This window comes from Mycobacterium intracellulare ATCC 13950 (genome assembly GCF_000277125.1).
Classification (GTDB): Bacteria; Actinomycetota; Actinomycetes; order Mycobacteriales; family Mycobacteriaceae; genus Mycobacterium; species Mycobacterium intracellulare.
Window position 1 is genome coordinate 973,675 of sequence record NC_016946.1, and the last position, 21,685, is coordinate 995,359.

At 69.3% G+C, this 21,685-nt stretch carries 18 protein-coding genes; 12 read left to right on the plus strand and 6 right to left on the minus strand.

Going from position 1 to position 21,685, the window contains the following annotated elements; translation table 11 throughout:
* Nucleotides 1–462: 462 nt before the first annotated feature.
* The 8 genes from OCU_RS29860 to OCU_RS29895 all read left to right on the plus strand — a co-directional run bounded on the left by OCU_RS29860 (nucleotide 463) and on the right by OCU_RS29895 (nucleotide 8,413).
* A complete protein-coding gene (locus tag OCU_RS29860) occupies nucleotides 463–2,256 on the plus strand; it encodes a CocE/NonD family hydrolase (protein WP_014379302.1) in 1,794 nt (597 codons plus the stop codon).
* An 89-nt stretch (nucleotides 2,257–2,345) separates the two neighbouring features.
* The gene (locus tag OCU_RS29865; protein ID WP_009957792.1) at nucleotides 2,346–3,479 is read left to right on the plus strand and encodes a M42 family metallopeptidase; all 1,134 of its coding nucleotides are present in this window, start codon (nucleotides 2,346–2,348) and stop codon (nucleotides 3,477–3,479) included.
* Between the two features lie 146 nt (nucleotides 3,480–3,625).
* Entirely contained in the window at nucleotides 3,626–4,642 is a 1,017-nt protein-coding gene (locus OCU_RS29870) for a GHMP family kinase ATP-binding protein (RefSeq protein ID WP_009957791.1), read from the plus strand.
* The gene (locus tag OCU_RS29875) at nucleotides 4,630–5,247 is read left to right on the plus strand and encodes a D-sedoheptulose-7-phosphate isomerase (RefSeq protein WP_029385684.1); all 618 of its coding nucleotides are present in this window, start codon (nucleotides 4,630–4,632) and stop codon (nucleotides 5,245–5,247) included. Before OCU_RS29870 ends, OCU_RS29875 begins: the two co-directional genes overlap by 13 nt.
* An 8-nt stretch (nucleotides 5,248–5,255) precedes the next feature.
* A complete protein-coding gene (locus tag OCU_RS29880) occupies nucleotides 5,256–5,810 on the plus strand; it encodes a D-glycero-alpha-D-manno-heptose-1,7-bisphosphate 7-phosphatase (RefSeq protein ID WP_009957788.1) in 555 nt (184 codons plus the stop codon).
* 228 nt (nucleotides 5,811–6,038) lie between these two features.
* A complete protein-coding gene (locus tag OCU_RS29885) occupies nucleotides 6,039–6,989 on the plus strand; it encodes a GNAT family N-acetyltransferase (protein ID WP_085977618.1) in 951 nt (316 codons plus the stop codon).
* Between the two features lie 56 nt (nucleotides 6,990–7,045).
* Entirely contained in the window at nucleotides 7,046–7,735 is a 690-nt protein-coding gene (locus tag OCU_RS29890; protein WP_009957786.1) for a DUF5642 family protein, read from the plus strand.
* 27 nt (nucleotides 7,736–7,762) lie between these two features.
* Nucleotides 7,763–8,413, plus strand: a complete 651-nt coding sequence (locus OCU_RS29895) for a DUF5642 family protein (RefSeq protein WP_009957785.1) — start codon at nucleotides 7,763–7,765, stop codon at nucleotides 8,411–8,413.
* Between the two features lie 336 nt (nucleotides 8,414–8,749).
* Here OCU_RS29895 and OCU_RS29900 read toward each other — a convergent pair whose 3' ends face one another.
* Nucleotides 8,750–9,346, minus strand: a complete 597-nt coding sequence (locus tag OCU_RS29900) for an alpha-ketoglutarate-dependent dioxygenase AlkB (RefSeq protein WP_009954975.1) — start codon at nucleotides 9,344–9,346, stop codon at nucleotides 8,750–8,752.
* Between the two features lie 96 nt (nucleotides 9,347–9,442).
* Between OCU_RS29900 and arcA the strand changes: the two genes are divergently transcribed.
* Nucleotides 9,443–10,654, plus strand: coding sequence for an arginine deiminase (gene arcA / locus OCU_RS29905; RefSeq protein WP_009954974.1), 1,212 nt, complete (start codon nucleotides 9,443–9,445; stop codon nucleotides 10,652–10,654).
* Between the two features lie 75 nt (nucleotides 10,655–10,729).
* Here the strand turns inward: arcA and OCU_RS29910 are convergent, their stop codons facing one another.
* A complete protein-coding gene (locus OCU_RS29910) occupies nucleotides 10,730–12,262 on the minus strand; it encodes a dolichyl-phosphate-mannose--protein mannosyltransferase (RefSeq protein ID WP_162130889.1) in 1,533 nt (510 codons plus the stop codon).
* 82 nt (nucleotides 12,263–12,344) lie between these two features.
* Between OCU_RS29910 and rsmI the strand changes: the two genes are divergently transcribed.
* A complete protein-coding gene (gene rsmI, locus OCU_RS29915) occupies nucleotides 12,345–13,181 on the plus strand; it encodes a 16S rRNA (cytidine(1402)-2'-O)-methyltransferase (protein ID WP_014379305.1) in 837 nt (278 codons plus the stop codon).
* Between the two features lie 52 nt (nucleotides 13,182–13,233).
* Here rsmI and OCU_RS29920 read toward each other — a convergent pair whose 3' ends face one another.
* The 3 genes from OCU_RS29920 to OCU_RS29930 are packed head-to-tail and all read right to left on the minus strand — an operon-like array spanning nucleotide 13,234 to nucleotide 16,602.
* Nucleotides 13,234–14,490 (minus strand): aminodeoxychorismate synthase component I, encoded by a 1,257-nt coding sequence (locus tag OCU_RS29920; RefSeq protein ID WP_014379306.1) that lies wholly within the window; start codon nucleotides 14,488–14,490, stop codon nucleotides 13,234–13,236.
* A 16-nt stretch (nucleotides 14,491–14,506) separates the two neighbouring features.
* A complete protein-coding gene (locus OCU_RS29925) occupies nucleotides 14,507–15,418 on the minus strand; it encodes an RNA polymerase sigma-70 factor (protein WP_009955582.1) in 912 nt (303 codons plus the stop codon).
* Nucleotides 15,415–16,602, minus strand: a complete 1,188-nt coding sequence (locus OCU_RS29930) for an NAD(P)/FAD-dependent oxidoreductase (RefSeq protein WP_009955583.1) — start codon at nucleotides 16,600–16,602, stop codon at nucleotides 15,415–15,417. Before OCU_RS29930 ends, OCU_RS29925 begins: the two co-directional genes overlap by 4 nt.
* A 368-nt stretch (nucleotides 16,603–16,970) precedes the next feature.
* Between OCU_RS29930 and OCU_RS29935 the strand changes: the two genes are divergently transcribed.
* Nucleotides 16,971–18,644: a hypothetical protein gene (locus tag OCU_RS29935; protein WP_044059227.1), complete on the plus strand. Its 1,674-nt coding sequence runs from the start codon at nucleotides 16,971–16,973 to the stop codon at nucleotides 18,642–18,644.
* 139 nt (nucleotides 18,645–18,783) lie between these two features.
* On the plus strand, nucleotides 18,784–20,649 hold the full coding sequence (locus OCU_RS29940) for a putative bifunctional diguanylate cyclase/phosphodiesterase (protein ID WP_009955585.1): 1,866 nt from the start codon (nucleotides 18,784–18,786) through the stop codon (nucleotides 20,647–20,649).
* 22 nt (nucleotides 20,650–20,671) lie between these two features.
* On the opposite strand, the gene OCU_RS29945 is transcribed toward OCU_RS29940, so the two are convergent.
* Nucleotides 20,672–21,466, minus strand: coding sequence for an FkbM family methyltransferase (locus tag OCU_RS29945; RefSeq protein ID WP_009955586.1), 795 nt, complete (start codon nucleotides 21,464–21,466; stop codon nucleotides 20,672–20,674).
* Nucleotides 21,467–21,685: the final 219 nt, after the last annotated feature.

The following is a 21,685-nucleotide window of genomic DNA, read 5'->3' on the forward strand; positions in this document are numbered from 1 at the left end:
GGGCCCGTGGTTTTCAGCGGGCCCCGCCTCGGACGAAGCCAGAGGCCGCGGGACTGTTTATGGCAATGACAAGCTGGGGTCACGGGTGGAATCGGCGATCTGTCAGCGCGAGTCGCCGGTCGCCGCCTGCGAGCGCCTTGCGAAATCAGTGGCCGATCCGCATCGCGAGGCCGCCGAAACCGTTAGGCGTCGAAGGCAATCGGCGGGGTCGCTGGACCGCTGCGTCCGACGACCGGCGGAAGCGGCCGCGCCATCGTGACACCCCCTCAGTTCCGCTGAGGACGGTGCTCTAAATTCGCTGATGATTCGCGGCGATGGCGCCGCGGGACCTCAGGGGGAGCTCTACCGATGGTGAGATCAAGGACGACTCTGCGATCCAGGCGCAAACCTGCGCGACGCGTCCGCAAGACCAGTCCATCGCCGTTCGCGCCGGAGTGGACGCCGCCCCCGGCGACCTACGGCGTGGGCGTGCGACACAACGTCGCCGTGCCGATGAGCGACGGCGTCGAACTGCGCGCCGACATCCACTACCCGACGGTGCCCGAGACGGGGCAGGCCGCCGAAGGCCCGTTTCCCGTCTTGCTGTCGATCACGCCCTACGGCAAGAAAGCCCCGCCGCCGGCCGCACAAATCGGCGGCGGCGCGGCGCCCTACCTCATCAAGCGCGGCTACATCGAGGTGATGGTCGACGTCCGCGGCACCGGTTCGTCGGGCGGTTCGTTCGAGATGTGCGGCGACCGGCAGACGCAGGACGGCGTGGAGTTGGTGCAGTGGGCGACCACGCTGCCCAACGCCAACGGCCGCGTCGGCATGGTGGGGCTGTCCTACCTGGCGATCAACCAACTCTTCACCGCGGCCGCCGTCGGCCCGGACTCGCCCCTGAAGGCGATTTTCCCGGTGATGGCGGCCCGCGATTTCTATCGCGACGCCGCCACCATGGGCGGCGTGCCGCACCTGCACGCGGTCCGCGGATACGGGTCGGTCTACACGCTGCTCAACGTGGTCAATCCGACGCTGGAGTGGCTCGCCCGCGGCGGTCACGAGCGGCCGCGTTCGGGCGGTCTCGCCGCGGTTCGCCAGCGCGGACGCGATCAGCGGCGCTACTTCCGGCCACTGATCGCCGAGGTTGTCGTCGGCGGCGAGACAGCCTATAACGGCCCGTTTTGGGACGCGATGAGTCCGGGGCTGGTCCTGTCCAAGATCGCCGCCAACGGCGTCGCGACCTTCCTCGTCGGCGGATGGCACGACGCGTTTCAGCGCGGGGCGCCCCTGAACTACGCCGCGCTGCAGAACGCGGCCGCCGGCCGGCCCGACGACGCACCGATGGAACCCGGCCAACCCGTCTCGGACCGGATCCGATTGATGATGGGCCCGTGGTATCACGTGTCGGACCACGGCGGGCTGCACCTTCAGGCGCTGCAGTTGCGCTGGTTCGAGCACTGGCTCAAAGACGATGCGCGCGCGGCGATTGCGGGGAAGCCGCTGACGTTCCAGGCGATCGGAAGCTCGAACTGGTATCGCGCCGACGACTATCCGCTCGCCGAGGCGACGCCCACTCGTTTCTACCTGTCCGACGCGGGCCGGCTGAGTTCGGATGCCTCGCCCCACACCACTGTTGCGCCGCTGACCTATGTCCCGCGCGGACCCCTGTCGGGCCGCAGCCTGGAGCAGTGGTCGCTGGGGCTTAGCAGCTTTCTGTTCTCCCAGCGCGGCCGCACCATCCGCTACGACCAGGACAACCGCCGCCTGCAGCGCGGCGCGCTGTCCTACACCACCGAGCCATTCGGCCAGGCGAAGCTGGTGGCCGGACCGATCGCGCTGACCATCCACGCGACGGCCACCACCACCGAGACGGTGTGGGTCGCCCACCTCGACGCCGTCGCCCCCGACGGTGCCAGCCGTCCGCTGTCCCAGGGCGCGCTACTCGGTTCGCACCGGAAGCTGGATCCCGACCGCACCTGGTACCTGCCCGACGGCACCGTTCTGCGCCCGCAGCACCTCAGCACCCGAGCGGCCGCGCAGCCCGTCGTGCCCGGGGAGCTCACCCGCTACGACATCGAAATCTTTCCGACGGCCGCGCTGATCGCCGCGGGCCACCGGCTGCGCCTGACGATCACCACCTATGACTTTCCGCATCTGGTGCCCAGCAAGCCGGCTCGCCGGGCCTTGGCCGGCGGGCGCTACCAATTGCATCAGGGCGGGCCGACACCGTCGCACCTCCTTGTTTCGTTGGCAGACCCGGACGCCGTGAGCTGAACCAGGCGTCGAAACACCTGACGGCGTTGGCGTAGTCGCAGGACATCGCGGGTACTGGTCCTCTGAACCCGATGACGGAAGAGGATCCCATGGCGCACCCCGACCGTGACGCAGGCGACGACTTGCTGCAGGAACTCCTGTGGACCTACGGGCCGTGCGGACAGGAGGACGAGGTCCGCGCCGTCATCGCCCGGGAGCTGCAACCCCTCGTCGACGACATGTGGACCGACGACGCCGGAAACCTGATCGGCTACGTCGCCGCCAATGCGTCGGCCAAAAACACCGGGGCGCCCGACCACCGCCAGCGCACACAGGCCATCCCTGGCACCGCGACCCGGGTGATGGCGCACATGGACGAGCTGTCGATGATCGTCAAGCGCGTGGAATCCGACGGCACGCTGCATTTGACGCAGCTGGGAACGATGTACCCGGGCAACTTCGGACTCGGACCGGTCGCGGTGCTCGGCGACAACGAAACCCTCACCGCCGTACTGGCTCTCGGCTCCGAGCACACCACCCAGGAAAGCTCGCGGATTTGGGAGACCAAGCCCGACAAGGGGGACCGGGCACTGGACTGGCATCACGTGTACGTCTTCACCGGCCGCAGCACCGAGGAGCTGGCCGCGGCGGGAGTGCACGCCGGCACCCGGGTGTGCGTCGACCGCAGCAAGCGATCCGTGGTCGAGATCGGAGACTACGTCGGCGCCTACTTCCTCGACGACCGCGCCGCGGTGACCGCGCTGCTGAACGCCGCCCGCCTGTTGCGCGAGCGCAACCAACGCCCGGCCGACGACGTCTACCTGGTCTTCACCACCAACGAGGAGATCGGCGGGGTGGGGGGCACCTACGCCAGCGCGACGCTGCCCGGCCACCTCACGCTCGCCCTGGAAGTCGGCCCCACCGAAGTCGAATACAACACCACGGTCAGCGGCGGGCCGATCATCGGCTACAGCGACGCGTTGTGCATTTACGACAAGGAAGTCGCCGACCGGCTGCTGGAAATCGCCACCGACCAGGGGTTGTCCCCACAGCCGGCCGCGCTGGGCGCATTCGAATCCGACGCGTCGCACGCCAAGGCCACCGGGCAGGCCGCGCGCGCCGGCCTGCTGTGCCTGCCCACGCTGAGCACCCACGGCTATGAGGTCATCGCGCGCCGCGCGATCGACGACATGGCCGCCATCATCGTCGATTTCGTGCTGCAGCCAAGCCAGCAGATCGCCTGAGCCGGGCCGGGAGCAGTCGGGCGAAAACCCGACAATCGCGCTGGTCAGCCTGTTAGTCTGGCGGCGCTTCCGGACGCAGAACGATGGGGTTGGCACGTGGCACGCGTGGTCTCGCAGCTGGGCGATCCGCTCGACAGAGAATCCCCATGACACGGCCACGGATTCGCGCGCGAGCGCCGCTGCGGATCTCCTTCGCCGGCGGCGGCACCGACGTGCCCCCGTTCCCGACGACCGAAGGCGGCTGCGTCCTGTCGGCGACCATCGACCGCTACGCCCAGGGATCGCTCGCCCCGCGCACCGACCGCCGGGTCAGCATCGAGTCGGTGGACTTCAAGACCACGCACGAGATGACGCTGGACAGCGAGATTCTCTACGACGGCAGCCTCGATCTGATCAAGGCCGCGGTGCGCCGGTTCGGCCGTGACGGCACGGACGGCTACGACCTGGTGCTGCGCTCCAGCGCCCCGCCGGGATCGGGGCTGGGCTCGTCGTCGACGATGATGGTCGCGCTCACCGGCCTGCTCGCCGAGCACTACCGGGTGCCCATGGGCGAATACGAGACGGCCCAACTGGCGTGTGCCATCGAACGCGACGACCTGGGCATCGCGGGCGGCATGCAGGACATGTACGCCGCGACGTTCGGCGGCTTCAATTTCATCGAGTTCACCGACCGCGTGATCGTCAACCCGCTGCGAATCCGCGACGAGACCGCCTTCGAGCTCGAGCTCAGCCTGCTGCTGTGCTACACGGGCATCACCCGCGACTCCGCGCGGGTGATCGAGGACCAAACCCGCCGCGCCACAACGGGTTCGGATGACACGCTGGAGGGCCTGCGGGCCCAGAAGGACTTGGCGGTCGCGATGAAGGCGGCGTTGCTGACAGGCAAGCTGAACGACTTCGGTGCGCTGCTGGGCGAGGCGTGGACCCAGAAGAAACGCATGTCGCCCTACATCACCAACGAGCGCATCGACGACCTCTACGAGCTGGCCCTGAAAAACGGGGCGCTGGGCGGAAAGCTCACCGGGGCCGGCGGTGGGGGATACATCCTGTTGTTCTGTGACTTCGCCAAGAAGCACCGGCTCATCGAAGCGCTCGAGGGCGCGGAGGCCAACGTCACCGAATTCGCGTTCGAGAGCAAGGGATTGACGACATGGCTGGCATGACCGGCTCGGACGCGGTCTCGCCGAGCGTGGAGCTGGTTCAGCAGCGCTTGGCCGAAACGATCGCGGTCAAGCAACAGATGCAGCAGGGCGATGTCGCCGCGCAGACCGTCGAGGTCGCGCGCGCGATCATCGTCTCGCTGCGCGCCGGGGGCAAGGTGATCTTCTTCGGCAACGGGGGATCGGCGCAAGACGCCGGGCACCTGGCGGCAGAACTCATGGGCCGCTTTGCCTTTGACCGTCCCGGTCTGGCGGCGATCAGCCTGCCCGACGCGACGGCCGCCATCACGGCGATCTCCAACGACTACTCCTACGACGAGGTGTTCGCCCGCCAGGTTCTCGCCACCGGGCGCCCCGGGGACGTGGTGATCGGGCTGACCACGTCGGGCAACTCTCCCAACGTCGTTCGCGCGCTCGAGGTCGCCGGCCAGGCGGGAATGACGACCGTCACGCTCACGGGCGCACTCGGCGGCAAGGTGGCCGATGTGGCGAAAATCTGCATCCGGGTTCCCAGCGACGACACGGCCCGGGTTCAGGAGGCATGCCTGCACCTGGGCCATTCCATTTGCGAAATGGTCGAGGCGGCACTGTTTCCCGGGCCGTCCTGACATCGACGATGGCCGCAGCCGATCTGCGCGACGTGCGCACCGTCTTTCTGGACCGAGACGGCACCATCAACGTCAAGGCCGCCGAGGGTGAGTACATCCGGTCACCCGCGGAACTGGTGCTGCTACCGGGCGCCGCCGCGGCGCTGGCCGCCCTGAACGCCGCGGGACTGCGGACCGTACTGGTGACCAACCAGCGGTGGCTCTCCGAACCCGCTTCCGATCCAACACATTTCACTGCCGTCCAGAACCGCCTGCAACAACTGCTCGCGGACGACGGCGCCCGGATCGACGCCGCCTACCATTGCCCGCACGCCGCGAACAGTTGCGACTGCCGCAAACCCGGCACCGGCATGTTGGTGCGCGCCGCGGCCGAACACGGCATCGATCTGACCGCATCCGTGATGATTGGCGACAGCGACATCGACATGAGGGCGGGTCGGGCGGCGGGAGCGGCGACCATCCTGCTCCGCTCCGGCGGCGAGGCGTCCCCCGACGCCGACATCGTGGTGGACGACCTTGCCGCCGCGGTCGAGCTCATCCTGGCCGCCCGGGCCGCGCACTAGTTTCGGCTCATTAGACGCCGGCATCCTTGCCGCGGCCGCTACCTGCTCATAACCTGGGCAACATCCGACCGCGTCCAGGAGGCTCGGGCCTGGCGCACCAGACGACGGCAAGCAGGCGGGGCAGGTCATGGCACCATCGCGACGTGCACAGCGGTGTCGCGATGCTGCGGGCGGCGGTCGGTAGCGGTGGCCGGACTGACCGGCGCCCGGGTGGACGAGCTGGCGACGATGGACATCTTCAAGGGATGTCCCCCCGAAGACCTTGCGCCGTTGGCGGGCCGCCTGCAGCCGCTGCGCGCCGCGGCCGGCGAGGTGCTGATGCGCCAGGGGGAGCAAGCCGTCTCGTTCCTGCTGATCTCCTCGGGTACCGCCGAGATCAAACACGTCGGTGACGACGGCGTGGTGATCGTCGAGCATGCGTCCCCTGGCATGATCGTCGGCGAGATCGCCCTGCTGCGCGACATTCCCCGGACCGCGACGGTCAGCGCCGCCGAACCGCTGACCGGATGGGTCGGTGACACCAGATCCTTCGCCAGCATGGTGCACATCCCGGGCATCACGCCGCGGCTGTTGCGCACCGCGCGCCAGCGGCTCGCCGCGTTCATCACGCCGATCCCGATTCGCGTGCGCGACGGCACGCTCCTGTTGCTGCGCCCGGTGCTGCCCGGCGACAGCGAGCGCACCGTGCACGGACACATCTACTTCTCCGGCGACACGCTGTATCGGCGCTTCATGACCCCGCGTCTTCCCACGCCTGCGTTGATGCACTACCTGTCGGAGGTCGACTACGTCGACCACTTCGTGTGGGTGGTCACCGACGGCAGCGACCCGGTGGCCGACGCGCGCTTCGTGCGCGACGAAAACGACCCGACGGTCGCCGAGATCGCGTTCACCGTCGCCGACGCCTATCAGGGCCGGGGCATCGGCACCTATTTGATCAGCGCACTGTCCATCGCCGCCGATGTCGACGGCGTCGAAAGGTTCTCCGCGCGAATGCTTTCCGACAATGGGCCGATGCGCGCGATCATGGACCGCTACGGTGCGGTGTGGCAGCGTGAAGACATCGGCGTGATCACCACCGTGATCGACGTGCCGCACCCGCGTCACCTGCCGTTCGGCCCCGACGAGGCCGAGCAGATCAGGCGCGTGGCCCGGCAGGTGATCGAGGCGGTCGGCTGAGACCGGCGCTGGCGTGGGGGCGCCGCTATGGCGGCGTCCTGTGCTATCAACTCCTCATGCGGCCGTTCGGGATTGGCCCGGCGGTGACTGCCGCGCTCACGTTGGCCGTCGCCGGGTGCGCTCATCAACCCGCGCCCAAACCGCCGGCGGTTCCGGCGAAATCGCCGCCGAGCAACACCGCCGCCGTCAACCCCGCCAACATCAAACGGATCATTCGCGACATGCCGCCCGGTTACGAGGTGAGCACCGCAATCCCCAGCGCCGCCTCGCCGAGGGTGATCTGGGGCCTGGGCGATGACCCACACCCCAAGCCCGCCAAATGCGGGACGCTCGCCGACCCCGGGAACGGGCGCGACCAATCGGCGCAGGGCGTGTCGGGCTCGGGGAGCGGCGGCATCGTCAACGCGGTGGTGGTGGCTTTGCCGGGACCGGTGGATTTCCCGGAGGACCTGCTCACCGCGTGCGCCCACTGGTCGGAGACCGCCGGGAACACCGTGGCACACGTCCACCTCACCGATGCACCGCACGTCGACGGTGTCCAAACCATCGGCATGGTCGCCGACGTCAAGTCATCGGTCGAGTCGGGCACCGAAATAGATTCCCGCGTCTACACATTCACCGCGTATCTGGGCGACTTTTACGCGTTCACCACGCTGACCACCGATCCAGGTTCAGCGCTTCCGGTCCTGCCACCGCGATTCGCCGCGGATCTGCTCGCCAAAACGGTGTCCACGTTGCGCAGCTGAACTATCCGCTTGGGTAGATTGGCCACGATGTCCAAGATGTTGCTCGCGCTCGCGGCCGCCTGCGTCCTGGCCGGGTGCTCATCGGCCACTCCCGAGGCGAAGGTCGACATCAACAAGGTCGTCGACGTCAAGTCCAGCTTCGGACCCGATTTCAAGGTCAGCGACATCAGCGAACGGGGAATCGATCCCAAGCTGCTGGCCGGCCGAAAGCTGCCCGACGGATTGACGTTCGACCCGGCGAACTGCGCGAAAGTGGCGGCCGGGCCGGACATGCCGGCGGACCTGCAGGGCAACATGTCCGCGGTCACCGCCGAGGGCCGCGGCAACCGGTTCGTGGTGATCGCGCTGGAGACCTCAAAAGCGTTGCCCCTCAACGATCCCGGAAAAGACTGCCAAAAGGTGACCTTCGCCGGCCCGCAGCTGCGCGGCGGCGTCCAGGTGGTCGAGGCGCCGCGGATCGACAGCACCCGCACGCTCGGCGTGCATCGCGTCATGCAGGCGCTGACCCCGGGCGGTCCACGCACGGGCGAGTTGTTCGACTATTCGGCCTCGTTCGGCGACTACCAGGTGATCGTCATCGCCAACCCGCTGGTGATTCCCGATCAGCCCGTCGCGCCGGTCGACACCCAACGCGCGCGCGACCTGCTCGTCAAAGCGGTGGCGTCGGTGCGTGCCTAGACGGCTTGACGGCGGCGGCCCCTGCGCTTGCGACCGCCGCTGGGCTTGATGGCGGCGGCCCGCTGCGCCCGGCTTCGCCGCGCTTGCGACCGCCACGGCCGCGCTTGCGACCGCCGCTGGGCTTGACGGCGGCGGCCGGCTGCGCCCGGCTTATGTCGATAGTGGCGACCCGCTTCGCCCGGCTTCGCCGCGCTCGCGATCGCCACGGCCGCGCTTGCGACCGCCGCTGGGCTTGATGGCGGCGGCCCGCTGCGCCCGGCTTATGTCGATAGTGGCGACCCGCTTCGCCCGGCTTCGCCGCGCTCGCGATCGCCACGGCCGCGCTTGCGACCGCCGCTAGCGCACGCCGCGCGGCCGGAACTGGATGCTCACCCGAGGACCGACCGGTGCCGCCGTCTTGGGCACGGCGTGCTCCCACGTCCGCTGGCATGACCCGCCCATCACCAGCAGATCCCCGTGCGCCTGCGGCAGCCGCAGCGACGGGCCGCCGCCGCGGCGCCGCATCGCGAACGCGCGGGTGGCGCCCAGGCTGACGATCGCCACCATGGTGTCCTCGGAACTGCTCCGGCCGATCGTGTCGCCGTGCCAGGCCACGCTGTCGGAGCCGTCGCGGTAGCAGCACAGCCCCACCGTGGTGAACGGCTCACCGAGCTCGCCGGCGTAGATGTCGTTGAGCCGCCGCCGCAGCCGGGTCAGCATCGGGTGTGGCGGATCGTCGACCGTGAGGTCGTGGAAGCTGACCAGCCGAGGGACGTCGACCACCCGGTCGTACATCTGGCGGCGCTCCTCGCGCCACGGCACCGTCGACAACAAGGCGTCCAGCAGGTCGTCCGCGTCGGTCAGCCAGCCGGCGCGGATTTCGATGAACGCGCCGTCACCGAGCTGTCGGCGCTCGGTGTGCTGGAACAGGGAGCCTTGAACCGCAACCTCCACGCGACCCAGTTTATCGCACATTCGTTCGATGGCGGCGGGCCGCGCGGCGGGCGTGTGACGCGCCCGTCCGGCCCCCGACGCCGCTACGGTTGAGTCGTGGGTGAGGTTGAGCTGGGCACCAAGTCCGAGGTCGGCGCGCTGCGCACGGTCATCGTGCACCGCCCGGGCGCCGAGTTGCTCCGCCTCAACCCGCGCAACGTCGACCAGCTGCTGTTCGACGGCCTCCCGTGGGTCGCCCGCGCGCAGGACGAGCACGACCAGTTCGCCGAGGTGCTGCGTTCCCGTGGGGTCGAAGTGCTGTTACTATCGGACCTGCTCACCGAGGCGCTGACGCACAGCGGGGCCGCGCGGATGCAGGGCGTGGCGGCCGCCGTGGACGCACGGAGGCTCGGAGTGCCACTGGCGCAAGAGCTTTCGGCGTACCTGCGGGGACTGGAGCCCGCCCGCCTGGCGCAGGTCCTGATGGCGGGCATGACGTTCAACGAGTTGCCCGCGGACACCCGCACCGACGTGTCGCTGGTGCTGCGCATGCACCACGGCGGCGATTTCGTCATCGAACCGCTGCCCAACCTGGTGTTCACCCGGGACTCGTCGATCTGGATCGGCCCGCGGGTGGTGATCCCGACGCTGGCGCTGCGGGCCCGGGTCCGTGAGGCGTCGTTGACCGATCTCATCTATGCCCATCACCCGCGGTTCACCGGGGTGCGGCGCGCCTACGAGTCGCGTACTGCGCCCGTCGAGGGTGGTGACGTGCTGCTGCTCGCGCCCGGCGTGGTCGCGGTCGGGGTGGGGGAGCGCACCACCCCCGCCGGCGCGGAAGCGTTGGCCCGCAGCCTGTTTGACGACGATCTCGCGCACACGGTGCTCGCGGTGCCGATTGCGCAGCGGCGCGCGCAGATGCATCTGGACACGGTGTGCACGATGGTCGACACGGACACGGTGGTGATGTACGCCAACATCGTCGACACGTTGTCGGCGTTCACCATCCAGCGCACCCCCGACGGGGTCGCCATCAGCGACGAGGTCCCCTTCCTGGAGGGCGCGGCCAAGGCGATGGAGATCGACAAGCTGCGGGTGATCGACACCGGGCTCGACCCCGTCATCGCCGAACGCGAGCAGTGGGACGACGGCAACAACACGCTGGCGCTGGCACCCGGCGTCGTCGTCGCCTATGAACGCAACGTGCAGACCAACATTCGCCTGCAGGAGGCCGGCATCGAAGTGCTGACCATCGCGGGATCCGAATTGGGCACCGGCCGCGGCGGCCCCCGCTGCATGTCGTGCCCCGTCAGCCGCGACGCGGTCTGACAACGCCGCGAAACTGTAAGTCCCAATGCATTTCCCGAGTGACGCCGCCGCTGGTTGCGGTCTCGCGGGAAAGAATCAGCGCCAGCTGGGCAGCCAGATCTCCATGTTCCACGTCTGCTGCGAAATCGGCAGACCGGTGAGCACCGGGAACAGCCAGGCGAAGTTGGTCACCACCAACGCCACATAGGCGCAGACGGCGATCAACCCCAGCGTGCGTCGCTCCGAGTTCACCCCGGGCCCCCGGGCGGGCGCCCCCGGGGTGTAGAGGATGTCGCCGCAAATCAGCGCGATGGCCATCACCAAAAACGGCGCCATCGTCGCCGCGTAGAAGAAGTACATCTGCCGATCGATGTTGGCGAACCACGGCAGCCAGCCCGCGCAATAGCCCACCAGCACAGCGGCGTAACGCCAATCGCGGCGCACCAGCATGCGCCACAGCGCGAAAATCAACACCGGCACCGCCACCCACCACATGGCCGGCGTACCCACCAGCATCTCGGCCTTGACGCAGGACTGCGCGCCACAGCCCGGCACATTCTGCTCGTCGATCGCATAGAGCACCGGCCGCAACGACATCGGCCAGCTCCACGGTTTCGATTCCCACGGGTGATAGTTGCCCGCCGCATTCGTCAGGCTCGCGTGGAATTGAAAAGCCTTGGCCGAGTAGTGCCACAGCGACCGGATCGCATCGGGTAACGGGATCAACGAATGCGGGCCGATCGTCTGGCCCACCTCGTGCCGATCGATGGCCGTCTCGGAGGCGAACCACGGGGCGTAGCTGGCCAGATACACCAGCACCGGAATCAGGCCCAGCGCATAGCCGGTGGGGATGAGGTCGCGTCGCAGCGTCCCCATCCAGGGCCGGTCGACCTGGTACTGGCGGCGCGCGGCCACGTCGAACGCCAGCGACATCACGCCGAAAAACACCACGAAGTAGAGGCCCGACCACTTTGTGCCGCATGCCAATCCGAGCAGCACCCCGGCGCCGAAGCGCCACCACCGCACACCCAGGCGTGGGCCCCACGCCGTGTCGGCATTGCGGCCCTGCAGCAGCGCGACGTGCATTCGTTGCCGCACCTCGTCGCGGTCGACGATCAACGCGCCGAACGCGGCGACCACGAAAAACGTCAGGATGCCGTCGAGCAGCGCGGTCCGCGAGGCGACGAAGCTGACGCCGTCGCAGATGACCAGCACCCCGGCGATCGCGCCGACCAGCGTCGACCGGCTGATCCGCCGGACGATCCGCATCACCAGCGCCACCATGACCACGCCGAGCAATGCGCCGGTGAACCGCCAGCCGACGCCGCTGTAGCCGAAGATCGCCTCGCCGATCGCGATGAGCTGCTTGCCCACCGGCGGGTGGACAACCAGACCGAACCCCGGATTGTCCTCCACCCCGTGGTTGTGCAGCGCCTGCCAAGCCTGCGGGGCGTAGTGCTTCTCGTCGAAGACCGGCGTGCCGGCATCGGTGGGCGAGCCCAGGTTCAGGAAGCGGGTCACCGCGGCCGCCACGGTGATCACGCCGGTCACCACCCAGCCGCGGACGTGATCGGTCGGACCGAAATCGGCCACCGGAACCCGCGGGCCCGGGCTGACGACCGGGACCACGCGCTCCTTTTCGACACCCTGGGCGTTCAAGGGGGATTCGCGGGGCGGGGCAGTCATCGGTGTCGATCGTAGGCTGTCGAGCATGACCACCGGCCGCCTGTTGCTGGGCGCGACCCCCTTGGGTCAGCCCTCGGACGCCTCGCCCCGCCTCCTGGACGCGCTGGCCACGGCCGACGTGGTGGCCGCCGAGGACACCCGCAGGGTCCGGATGTTGGCCACCGCCCTCGAGGTGAAGATCACCGGCCGGGTGATCAGCATGTTCGACCGGGTCGAGGCCACCCGGGTGGACCCGGTGCTCGAGGCGATCAGGGCGGGCGCGACCGTGCTGGTGGTCAGCGACGCCGGGATGCCGCTGATCAACGACCCCGGCTTCCGGCTGGTGACGGCGTGCGTGGAAGCCGGCCTGCCGGTGGGATGCCTGCCGGGACCCTCGGCGGTGACCACCGCGCTGGCCGTGTCCGGCCTGCCGGCGGACAAATTCTGTTTCGAGGGGTTCGCGCCGCGCAAGAAGGCGGCCCGACGCACCTGGCTGGATTCGCTGGCCGACGAGCGACGCACCTGTGTGTTCTTCGAGTCGCCGCGCCGGTTGCCCGCCTGTTTGCAGGACGCGGTCGAGCGGCTCGGCGGCGCGCGGCGGGCCGCGGTCTGCCGGGAACTGACCAAGGTGCACGAAGAGGTGGTGCGCGGATCGCTCGACGAGCTGGCGAAGTGGGCGGCCGACGGTGTGCTCGGCGAGATCACCGTGGTGCTGGCCGGCGCGACGCCGCGCGCCGACCTGCCGTCGCTGGTCGTCGAGGTCGAGGAGCTGGTCGCGGGCGGTGCTCGCGTCAAGGACGCCTGCGGCGAGGTGGCGGCAGCGTATCCCGAGGTGCGGTCCCGCCAGCTCTACGACGCGGTGCTGCGGGCTCGCCGCGTCTAGCGGCGGTGGCGGTCGCAAGCGCGGCGAAGCCGGGCGCAGCGGGCCGCCGCCGTCAGGACAAGCCGGCGGGGCTGGCGGCCGCGATCGACGGCAGCCCTACGATGGGCGAGGCCTTGTGCAGGCATTCGGCCCACTCGGCGTCGGGGTCGGAATCGGCGGTGATCCCGCCACCCACACCCAGCACGGCCCCTCCCGCGGCGTCGAATTCGACGGTGCGGATCGCGACGTTGAGTTCGCAGCCGGCTACGGGGGAGGCCAATCCGATTGTTCCGCAATAGATTCCGCGGCGGTGCGGTTCCCATTGCGAGAGCAGTTGGCGGGCACGGTGTTTGGGTGTCCCGGTGACCGAGGCCGGCGGGAAGGTGGCGTCCAGCAGCGCCGACGTCGGCAATTCGACCGGAACCTGGGCGGCCACCGTGGACACCAGGTGCCACACGCCCGGCGCGCGCCGCACCACCAACAGCTCCGGCACCGTCACCGAACCGACGACCGCCACGCGGCCGAGATCGTTGCGGACCAGGTCGACGATCATGATGTTTTCGGCCACCTCCTTGGGCGAGGCGCGCAGCGCCGACGGCCAGGCGTCCAGCGGCAAGGTGCCCTTGATCGGGCTGGACATGACGGCCGTCCCGCGCCGGCGTAGGAAGAGCTCCGGCGACAGCGACGCCACCGCGCCCCACGCACCCGCGACGTAGGCCGCCCGGGCCGGGGAGGTGCGGGCGACGCCATCGACGAAGAAGTCCAGCGGGAAACCGGCGACCGTGCCGGTGAATTGGGTGCACACGCACGCCTGGTAGACCTCGCCGGCGCGGATGGCTTCCAGGCAGGCGAGCACCCCGTCGCGGTGCGCGGACCGGTCGGCGATGCCCCAGTCGATCCGGCTCTCGCGCGGCGGTGACGCAGGCGCGGCCAGCGCGGCGGCGAGCCAGCCCGGCATCGGCGCGCCGGAGAGGCTTTCGTACCACCAGTGCCCGTCGCGGTCGCGGCGCAGCACGCAGTCCGTCCAGCCGCCCGCGGCCTCGGGGATCCGGTTCGGGTGCGCGTCGGCGCCGGGGTCGGGGTACGACAGGTACCCGATCCACCCGCCGCCCACCGCGTGCGGCTCGGGAGTCCGCGGGGCGTCGACGGCGAACACGCCGTCGACAGCCACCGGCCCCAGCGACACGCTCGGCGCGATCACCGCCAGGGCCCCGAACCACTCGCCGGTCAGCGCGGCCGGGGGCGGGAGACCCAACCGGGTCGTGGCGTCACCCAGGGCGCGCAGCACCTGGGGTGCGGCGCCGAGATCGCCGAGCCGGTCGATGCGCACCGACCCAGTGTGCCGCTCAGCCGCGGCTGATGTCGCGAGCGGTGGCCAGCGCCGCCAGTTTGCGCGGGTTGCGCATGACGTAGAAGTTGGTGATCTTGTCGTCGGCGATCTCCACCGTGATCACCCCTTCGAGCTGGTCGCCCAGGTAGAGCAGCACTGCCGGCGCGCCGTTGCAGGTCACCGTCTCCACCCGCAGCGCGGCCATCTCCGCGGCCCTGCGCATCAGCCCGGCGATCGCCCGGGCCACCTTGTCGGCGCCGACCACCGGCCGTCGGGCGGCGCTCACCACGCCGCCGCTGTCGGCCGTCCACGTGGCGTCCGGGGCCAGCATGGTCATCAGCGCTTCCACGTCGCCCCCCGCCGCCGCGGCCAGGAACTGGGCGGTGATCTCCGCGGTGCGCTCCGGGTCGGCCGCCTCGAACCGCTTGCGCCGGGCCCGCACGTGTTCACGGGCCCGGTGCGCCACCTGTCGCACCGTGGGCGCCGGCTTGCCCACCGCCTGGGCGATCTCGCCGTAGTCGAAGCCGAACACCTCGCGCAGCACGAACACGGCCCGCTCGTCGGGGCTCAGCGTCTCCAGCAGGACCAGCATTGCCATCGAAATCGACTCTGCGAGAACGACATCCGCGGACGGGTCCTGGTCTTCGAGGAGCAGCGGCTCGGGCAGCCACGGGCCCACGTACTCCTCGCGCCGGCGGGCGTCGGCCCGCAGCGCGTTGAGCGCCTGCCGGGTGACCAGCTGGGCCAGGTAGGACTTGGTGTCGCGCACCGTCGACAGGTCGACGGCCGACCACCGCAGATAACTGTCCTGCAGCACGTCGTCGGCCTCGGTCGCCGAGCCCAGCATCTCGTAGGCGATGGTGAACAGCAGCGGCCGCAGCAGGGTGAAGCGTTCGGCGTGCTCGCTGCCGGTCGGTGCGCGTGTCATCGCAGCGCGACCCGCTCGCCGGTCGGTGACTGCGCGGGCCGCTTGCCGCCCTTGAGCCAGAAATACGAACCGGGTTTGGCGGCCTCGCGGCGGATCGCCCACAGCGTGGCCTTGCAGATCGTCTCCTTGAGCGAAGCCGCCGCCCGGCCACCGAGGTACAGGTTCACCGGGGTGTCGTCGGTGCGTGCCAGCTGGAAGGTGGCGTGCGCGCGACCGAGGCTGATGCATTGTCCGACGAACGCCTGGCTCAGCGCCGCGGGCGCGTCCCCGGCGATGCGGCTGAGCACGGTGTTGGCGGCCTGGGCGCCCATGGGTCCGGCGGCCTGGCAACTCATCCGCAACGGCTGACCGGACGGCGCGGCTGCGTCACCGGCGGCGACGATGCGGTCGTCGTCGATGCTGGTCAGCGTTTCGTCGGTGAGCAGCCGGCCCATCGGGTCGGTGCGCAGCCCGCTGCGCGCGGCCAGATCGGGCACGGTGAATCCGGCCGTCCACACGGTGGCCGCGCTGGGCAACACGGTGCCGTCGTTGAGCACCACCTCATCCCAGCGCACCTCGGCCACGGCGACGGATTCCAGCACGGTGACACCGAGGCGGCGCAGCCACTTGGCCACCGAGCGCCGGCCCCGCTTGCTCAGCGACGGGCCGAGAACGGGGTCGCAGACCAGGGTGACCGGCCGTCGTCGCTCGGCGAGCTCGGAGGCCATCTCGATGCCCGTGAGCCCACCGCCGACCACGGTGACGGGTGCGGGCAGCGGCAGGTCGGCGAGCGCGTAGTGCAGTCGCTGCGCGCTTTCCAGGTCGGCGACCGAGTGGGCGAACTCGGCGAAGCCCGGCACCGTCGAAGGCGTCGCGCCGGTGCTGCCGACGGCGTAGATCAGGTAGTCGTAGTCCAGCTCGAAGCCGGAGCCCAGCAGCAGGCGCCGGCCCGGCGCGTCGATGCCTTCGACCGTGTCGACGATCAGCTCTATCCCGTCGCCGAGCAGCGTCGCGTAATCGGCGGTCGCGGCGCCGGTGTCGGCGACCAGCTGATGCAACCGGATGCGCTCCACGAAGACCGGCCGGGGGTTCACCAGCGTGATGTCGATGTCCGGGCGCTGCCGTAAATGGTTGGCCGCGAGCGTCCCGGCGTATCCGCCGCCGACAATGACGACATGAGTTCTCTGAGGCGCCACCTCGGTCATGGCTATCTCCTACCTGTTCGTGAGGACCTGTGCCCTTGAGACACCGCAGACCGGCCGAGCGTGACATCGACACCGCTATTGTGACCCGTCTCACTGCGCGCCGGCGGGCGGAAGGGTGCCGTCAACGGACCGCACCCCCGCTGAGCTGCGGCGGAGCGTCGCCGGAACGCGCGTGATACGCTGCGCTACGCCAATTCGTGGCCCGCCCCGGTCGGATACACGCACCAGACAAACCGCGAAATATAGGGCCACTTGCACGCGCCATCGGTGTGTATTGGGAGAAGCAACCTTGACGACGACCATCTGCGCGAGCGGCCGCGGGCCCTCGCCGTCGGACGTGTCGTCGGGTGCGATCTGACGCGGTGACGATGTTGTGGTCATGGAGGACGCGCGCGCTTGCCGCTGTCGTGTGCGCGGCGCTGGTGTTGAGCGCGTGCGGTGGTAAAAGCGACCCTGGGCCGCTGTCCGCGATGGTCAGCCCGGCCATCCCACCCAGCGCGCAGGAGATCCCGAACCCGCTGCGCGGCCAGTACGAGGAAATGCTGAATCCGCTTTTCCCGCAAGGCAATTCGGCGCAGCAGCGGTACTCCTCCTGGCCCGCGTCGTATGACGCCAGCCTGCGTGTCTCGTGGCGGCAGTTGCAGCCGGTCGATCCGCGCACACTGCCCCCCGACGCGCCCGACGACCGCAAGTTCGATTTCAGCGCGATCGACGACGCGCTGAACAAGCTCGGGGCCCGGAACATGCGCCTGGCCCTTGGCGTATTCGTCTACAAATCCTGTTGCAACGACACCTCTTCCGACAACACGAACATCGCGATCCCGGACTGGGTACGGCCGTACGCCGCCAGTTATCCCGCGCCGGCGAAGAGTTCGGCCCCGGGGGTCACCCAGGTGGTGCCGAATTTCAACGACCCCGACTACCTCAACGGGATCAGTCAACTGCTGGCCGCCCTCGGCCGTCGCTATGACGGCGACGAGCGGCTCAGCGTGTTCGAGTTCTCCGGTTACGGCGACTTCGGCGAGAACCACGTCGCGTATCTGCGCGATTCGCTGAGCGCGCCGGGGCCCGCGCCGGACGACAGCGTGGCAAAGCTGGGCTATTACAGCCAGTTCCGCGACCAGAGCATCACCAAGGCCTCCATCGCGCAGTTGGCCGCGGCGAACACGAATGCCTTCCCGCACACGCAATTGGTGGTGGCCCCCCAGAATCCGGAGATCGTCCGCGAATTGTTCGCCGACGACGTGACGAAGAAACTGGCCGCGCCGGTCGGCATCCGCGCGGACTGCCTGGGGGTGCAGGCGCCGTTGCCGGAATGGGCCGACGCCAGCGACTCGCACTACGTGCGCTCCAACGACGCCGTCGTCAACGCGATCAAGCAGCGGCTCACCTCGGCCCTGGTGATCAGCCAGTGGTGCCGGTTGCCCAGCGGCGCCGACCCCCGGTCGTACTACGAGAAGGGGCTGCACGACGTCATCAGGTACCACGTGTCGATGACCTCGAGTGCCGACTTCCCCGACCGGGATGCTGCCTCGGCGATGGATCCCAAGCTGTTTTTGCTGTGGGGCAAGGCCAATACCTCCGCGGGATACCGGTACTCGGTCGAGGCGCAGCCGGGATCGCAGTCGATCCAGGGCAAGGTGGCGACGATCTCGGTGGCCTGGACCAACTACGGTTCGGCGGCGGCCACCGAGCACTGGGAGCCCGGTTACAAGCTGGTCGACTTCTCGGGGGCGGTGGTCCGCAGCCTGCCGGCGACGGTGAACCTGGCGAAGCTGGTCCATGACGAGACCAGCCAATCGCGCGAGGAGCCGGTTCCCGAATCGTCGAGCGAGTCGGTCCACGTCGACGTGACGGGCCTGGCGCCCGGCCACTACACGCTGCGGGCGTCCGTCGAATGGCGGCAACACAAGCCGGGCGCCTCGCACGTCGTCAATTACGCATCCATGGCCCTGGCCCGGGACGGCCGCGACGGCTCAGGGCTGTACCCGATTGCCACGCTTGACATCCCGAGCGACTCGGCCTCGGCAAACGGCCAGTGACATCGTCCGGCCGCGGCGCTGCTTCGTTGGCTGCGAGCTTTTCATAACCCCGGATGGGCGGGGCCGTGCGTGATACCGTTCTCGGACATATTTTGACTTCGGGACCCAGACGGGATAGTGCCCCGTATCGGAGGATTCCGTGCCGCGCAGCCTGAACCTGGTGGTCACCTCCGTCGCCACCGCGCTGATGGAGGCCACGGCGCCCACCGCGACCTCGGTCAGCGAAAAGGTACTCGCGCGGCTCGTCGAGCAGTTCGATGTGGACGCCAGCTTCCTGCGCCACCACGACAACGATGCCGCGGCGTCGACGTTGGTCGCCGAATGGCCGAGACGAACCGACAGCCTGGATCCGGATCTGGTGGCGGCGTTGCAGTTGGACGGCGTCGAGTCGGTGCTCGCCCAGTGTGAGCGCGACCGCAAGCCGGTGGTGACCCGTCCGGATCGGTCCGCCGGGTGGGTCCGCCGCGCGCTGAGGCCGGGCAAGGCGACGGCGTCGCCGTCGGTGGCGGCCGCGCCGCTGATGTCCAGCGACGCGTGCACCGGCGTGCTCGGCTTCGTGAAGTTCGGCGCCCGCAGGTGGAAGCAGGAGGAGATCAACACGCTCGAGGCGGTCGCCGCGCTGTTTGCCCAGCTTCAAGCGCGCATCGTCGCCGAAGAGCGGCTCCGCTACCTCGCCGAGCACGACGACCTGACCGGTGTGTACAACCGGCGGGCGCTGGTCGCGCACCTGTCCGGACGCCTCGCGCCCGGCAGCCCCGGACCCGTCGCGGTGTTCTACCTCGATCTCGACCGGCTCAAGCCGATCAACGACTACCTCGGCCACAGCGCGGGCGACTGGTTCATCCGGGTCTTCGCTCAGCGCATCGAGGAGTGCGCGGGAACGCCGAGCATGATCGCCCGGCTCGGCGGCGACGAGTTCGTCGTCATCCCGGACGAGCCGATGTCGCCGGAGGTCGCCGAGGCGTTCGCGCGTCGCCTGTCGACGATGCTGTGCGATCGCCTGACCATCGGTGGCCACGTGATCAGCCGTACCGTCAGCATCGGGCTGGCGGTGGGCACGCCCGGGGCGGACAACTGCGCCGATCTGCTCCGCCGGGCGGACGAGGCGGTGCTGACGGCCAAGCGTGCCGGCGGCAATCAGACGGCGGTGTCCACCGACGACATGTCGCTCAAGCGGGCCTTCCGCAACGACATCGAGTTGCACCTGCAGGGCGACATCGACAGCGAAGGTCTGCTCCTGCATTACCTGCCCGAGGTCGACTTGTGGACCGGGGCCATCGTGGGCGCGGAGGCCCTGGTGCGCTGGCGGCACCCGGTCTGGGGTCTGCTGCTGCCCGACTCGTTCATCGGCGTGGCCGAATCCACCAACCTCGCCGCGGAGCTGGGCGGGTGGGTGATGCGCAGCGCCTGCGCCGAGTTCAGCCAGTGGCGCGCCCATGGGGTCGGGCACGGCGCCATGCTGCGCATCAACGTGTCGCCCATCCAGCTGATCAGTCGTGGCTTCGTCGAAGGCGTCGCCGACACGATCGGCGAGTTCGGAATCGATGCCGCATCGGTGTGCCTCGAGATCACCGAACGCGCCGTGGTGCACGACATCGACACCACGCGAAAAACCTTGTCGGAGCTCAAGGAAGTCGGCGTGCAGGTCGCCATCGACGACTTCGGCACCGGCTATGCCGTCCTGTCCCACCTCAAATCCCTGCCGGTCGACATGCTCAAGATCGACGCCGGGTTCGTGCGCGATGTCGGCACCGACGCCGGCGACCTGGCCATCGTCCGCGCCATCATCGGGCTCGCCGAGGCGTTCGGGCTGGAAGTGGTCGCCGAAGGCGTCGAAACCCCCGCTGCCGCACTGACTTTGATGCAACACGGCTGCCACCGCGCGCAAGGCTTCCTGCTGTCGCGTCCCCTGCCCGGCGACGCGATGGAAGCGCTGCTGTCCGCGCGCTGGATGCCGATGCCGTTTCTCGCCGACCGCGAGTCATCGTCGCTGGGCTCGACGTAGCGGCGACGATCGCGGAGGCCGCTCAGCCTTCGGTGGGCAAGAAGACGAAGTTGTTGACGTAGGTGCCGTGGGCGGCCCAGCCGTCCTCCCGCCTGCCGACGTTGGCCGGGTCCTGATGCTGTGCCGGATCGAACTCGGCGATGGGCCGACGAGCGCCACCGAAATCGAAGTGACCCGCGTAACCGAGACCGGCCAGCAACGCCGTGATCTCGGCGACGGCGTCGGGGTGATGGCGTTCCTCGGCTTCCACCACGATCGCCGGCCGATTGCGGGTGAGCGTCTGCGTGGCGCCCCGTAACACTGCGAGTTCGTGGCCCTCGACGTCGATCTTGATCAGGCCGATGTCGTCAAGATGCAGGTCGTCGAGCCGCTTGACCGGCACGTCGATGCGGCGAATGTCATCCCCATTGACGTCGGTGAGTTCGTTGTCGGTGTCGATTGTGCTTCGGCCCGGCTCGGATTCGACCACCCGCATCGCGATCGTGCCGGGTCGGTCGGACAGCGCCACCGCCTCCACCCGGACGGGGGCGCCGACGGCGGCGAACATCGCTGCCAGATCGCGGGCCTGCGCCGGCCGGGGCTCGAACGCGGTCACCGAGCGCGACGACGCCGCCATCGCAATCGTGAATTCGCCGAGGTCCGCTCCGATGTCCAGGGAGATCCGGTTCGGATCGCACAATGACGCCACCAGCCCGATGTCCGTGCGGCTCTGCCCCAAGCGGTGCAGGATTCGAAACTTCCGCCGCCAGAACAGGCGCGGTGCGAGTTTTTTTGCCGCCGGCGCGAGCCAAGTTTTGGCCGAGCGTGCGACCGACATCTGCTGTGACTCCTGTCCGATTTGCGGAGCCCCAGCTTAGTCGACGCGGCGATTTGACAATGGCCAAAGCGCGCCGGGAGGCTCCGCCAAGCCGGCGGGCTTTTCACCGGGCGCCCCGATTTCAGCCATCTGTCACGGGCCCGGGCTGTACCCTGTTGTCACCCTTGATATCCCGCGCATGTGACTAGTCGCGACCGCCAGAGAGGTAGCAGTAGATGC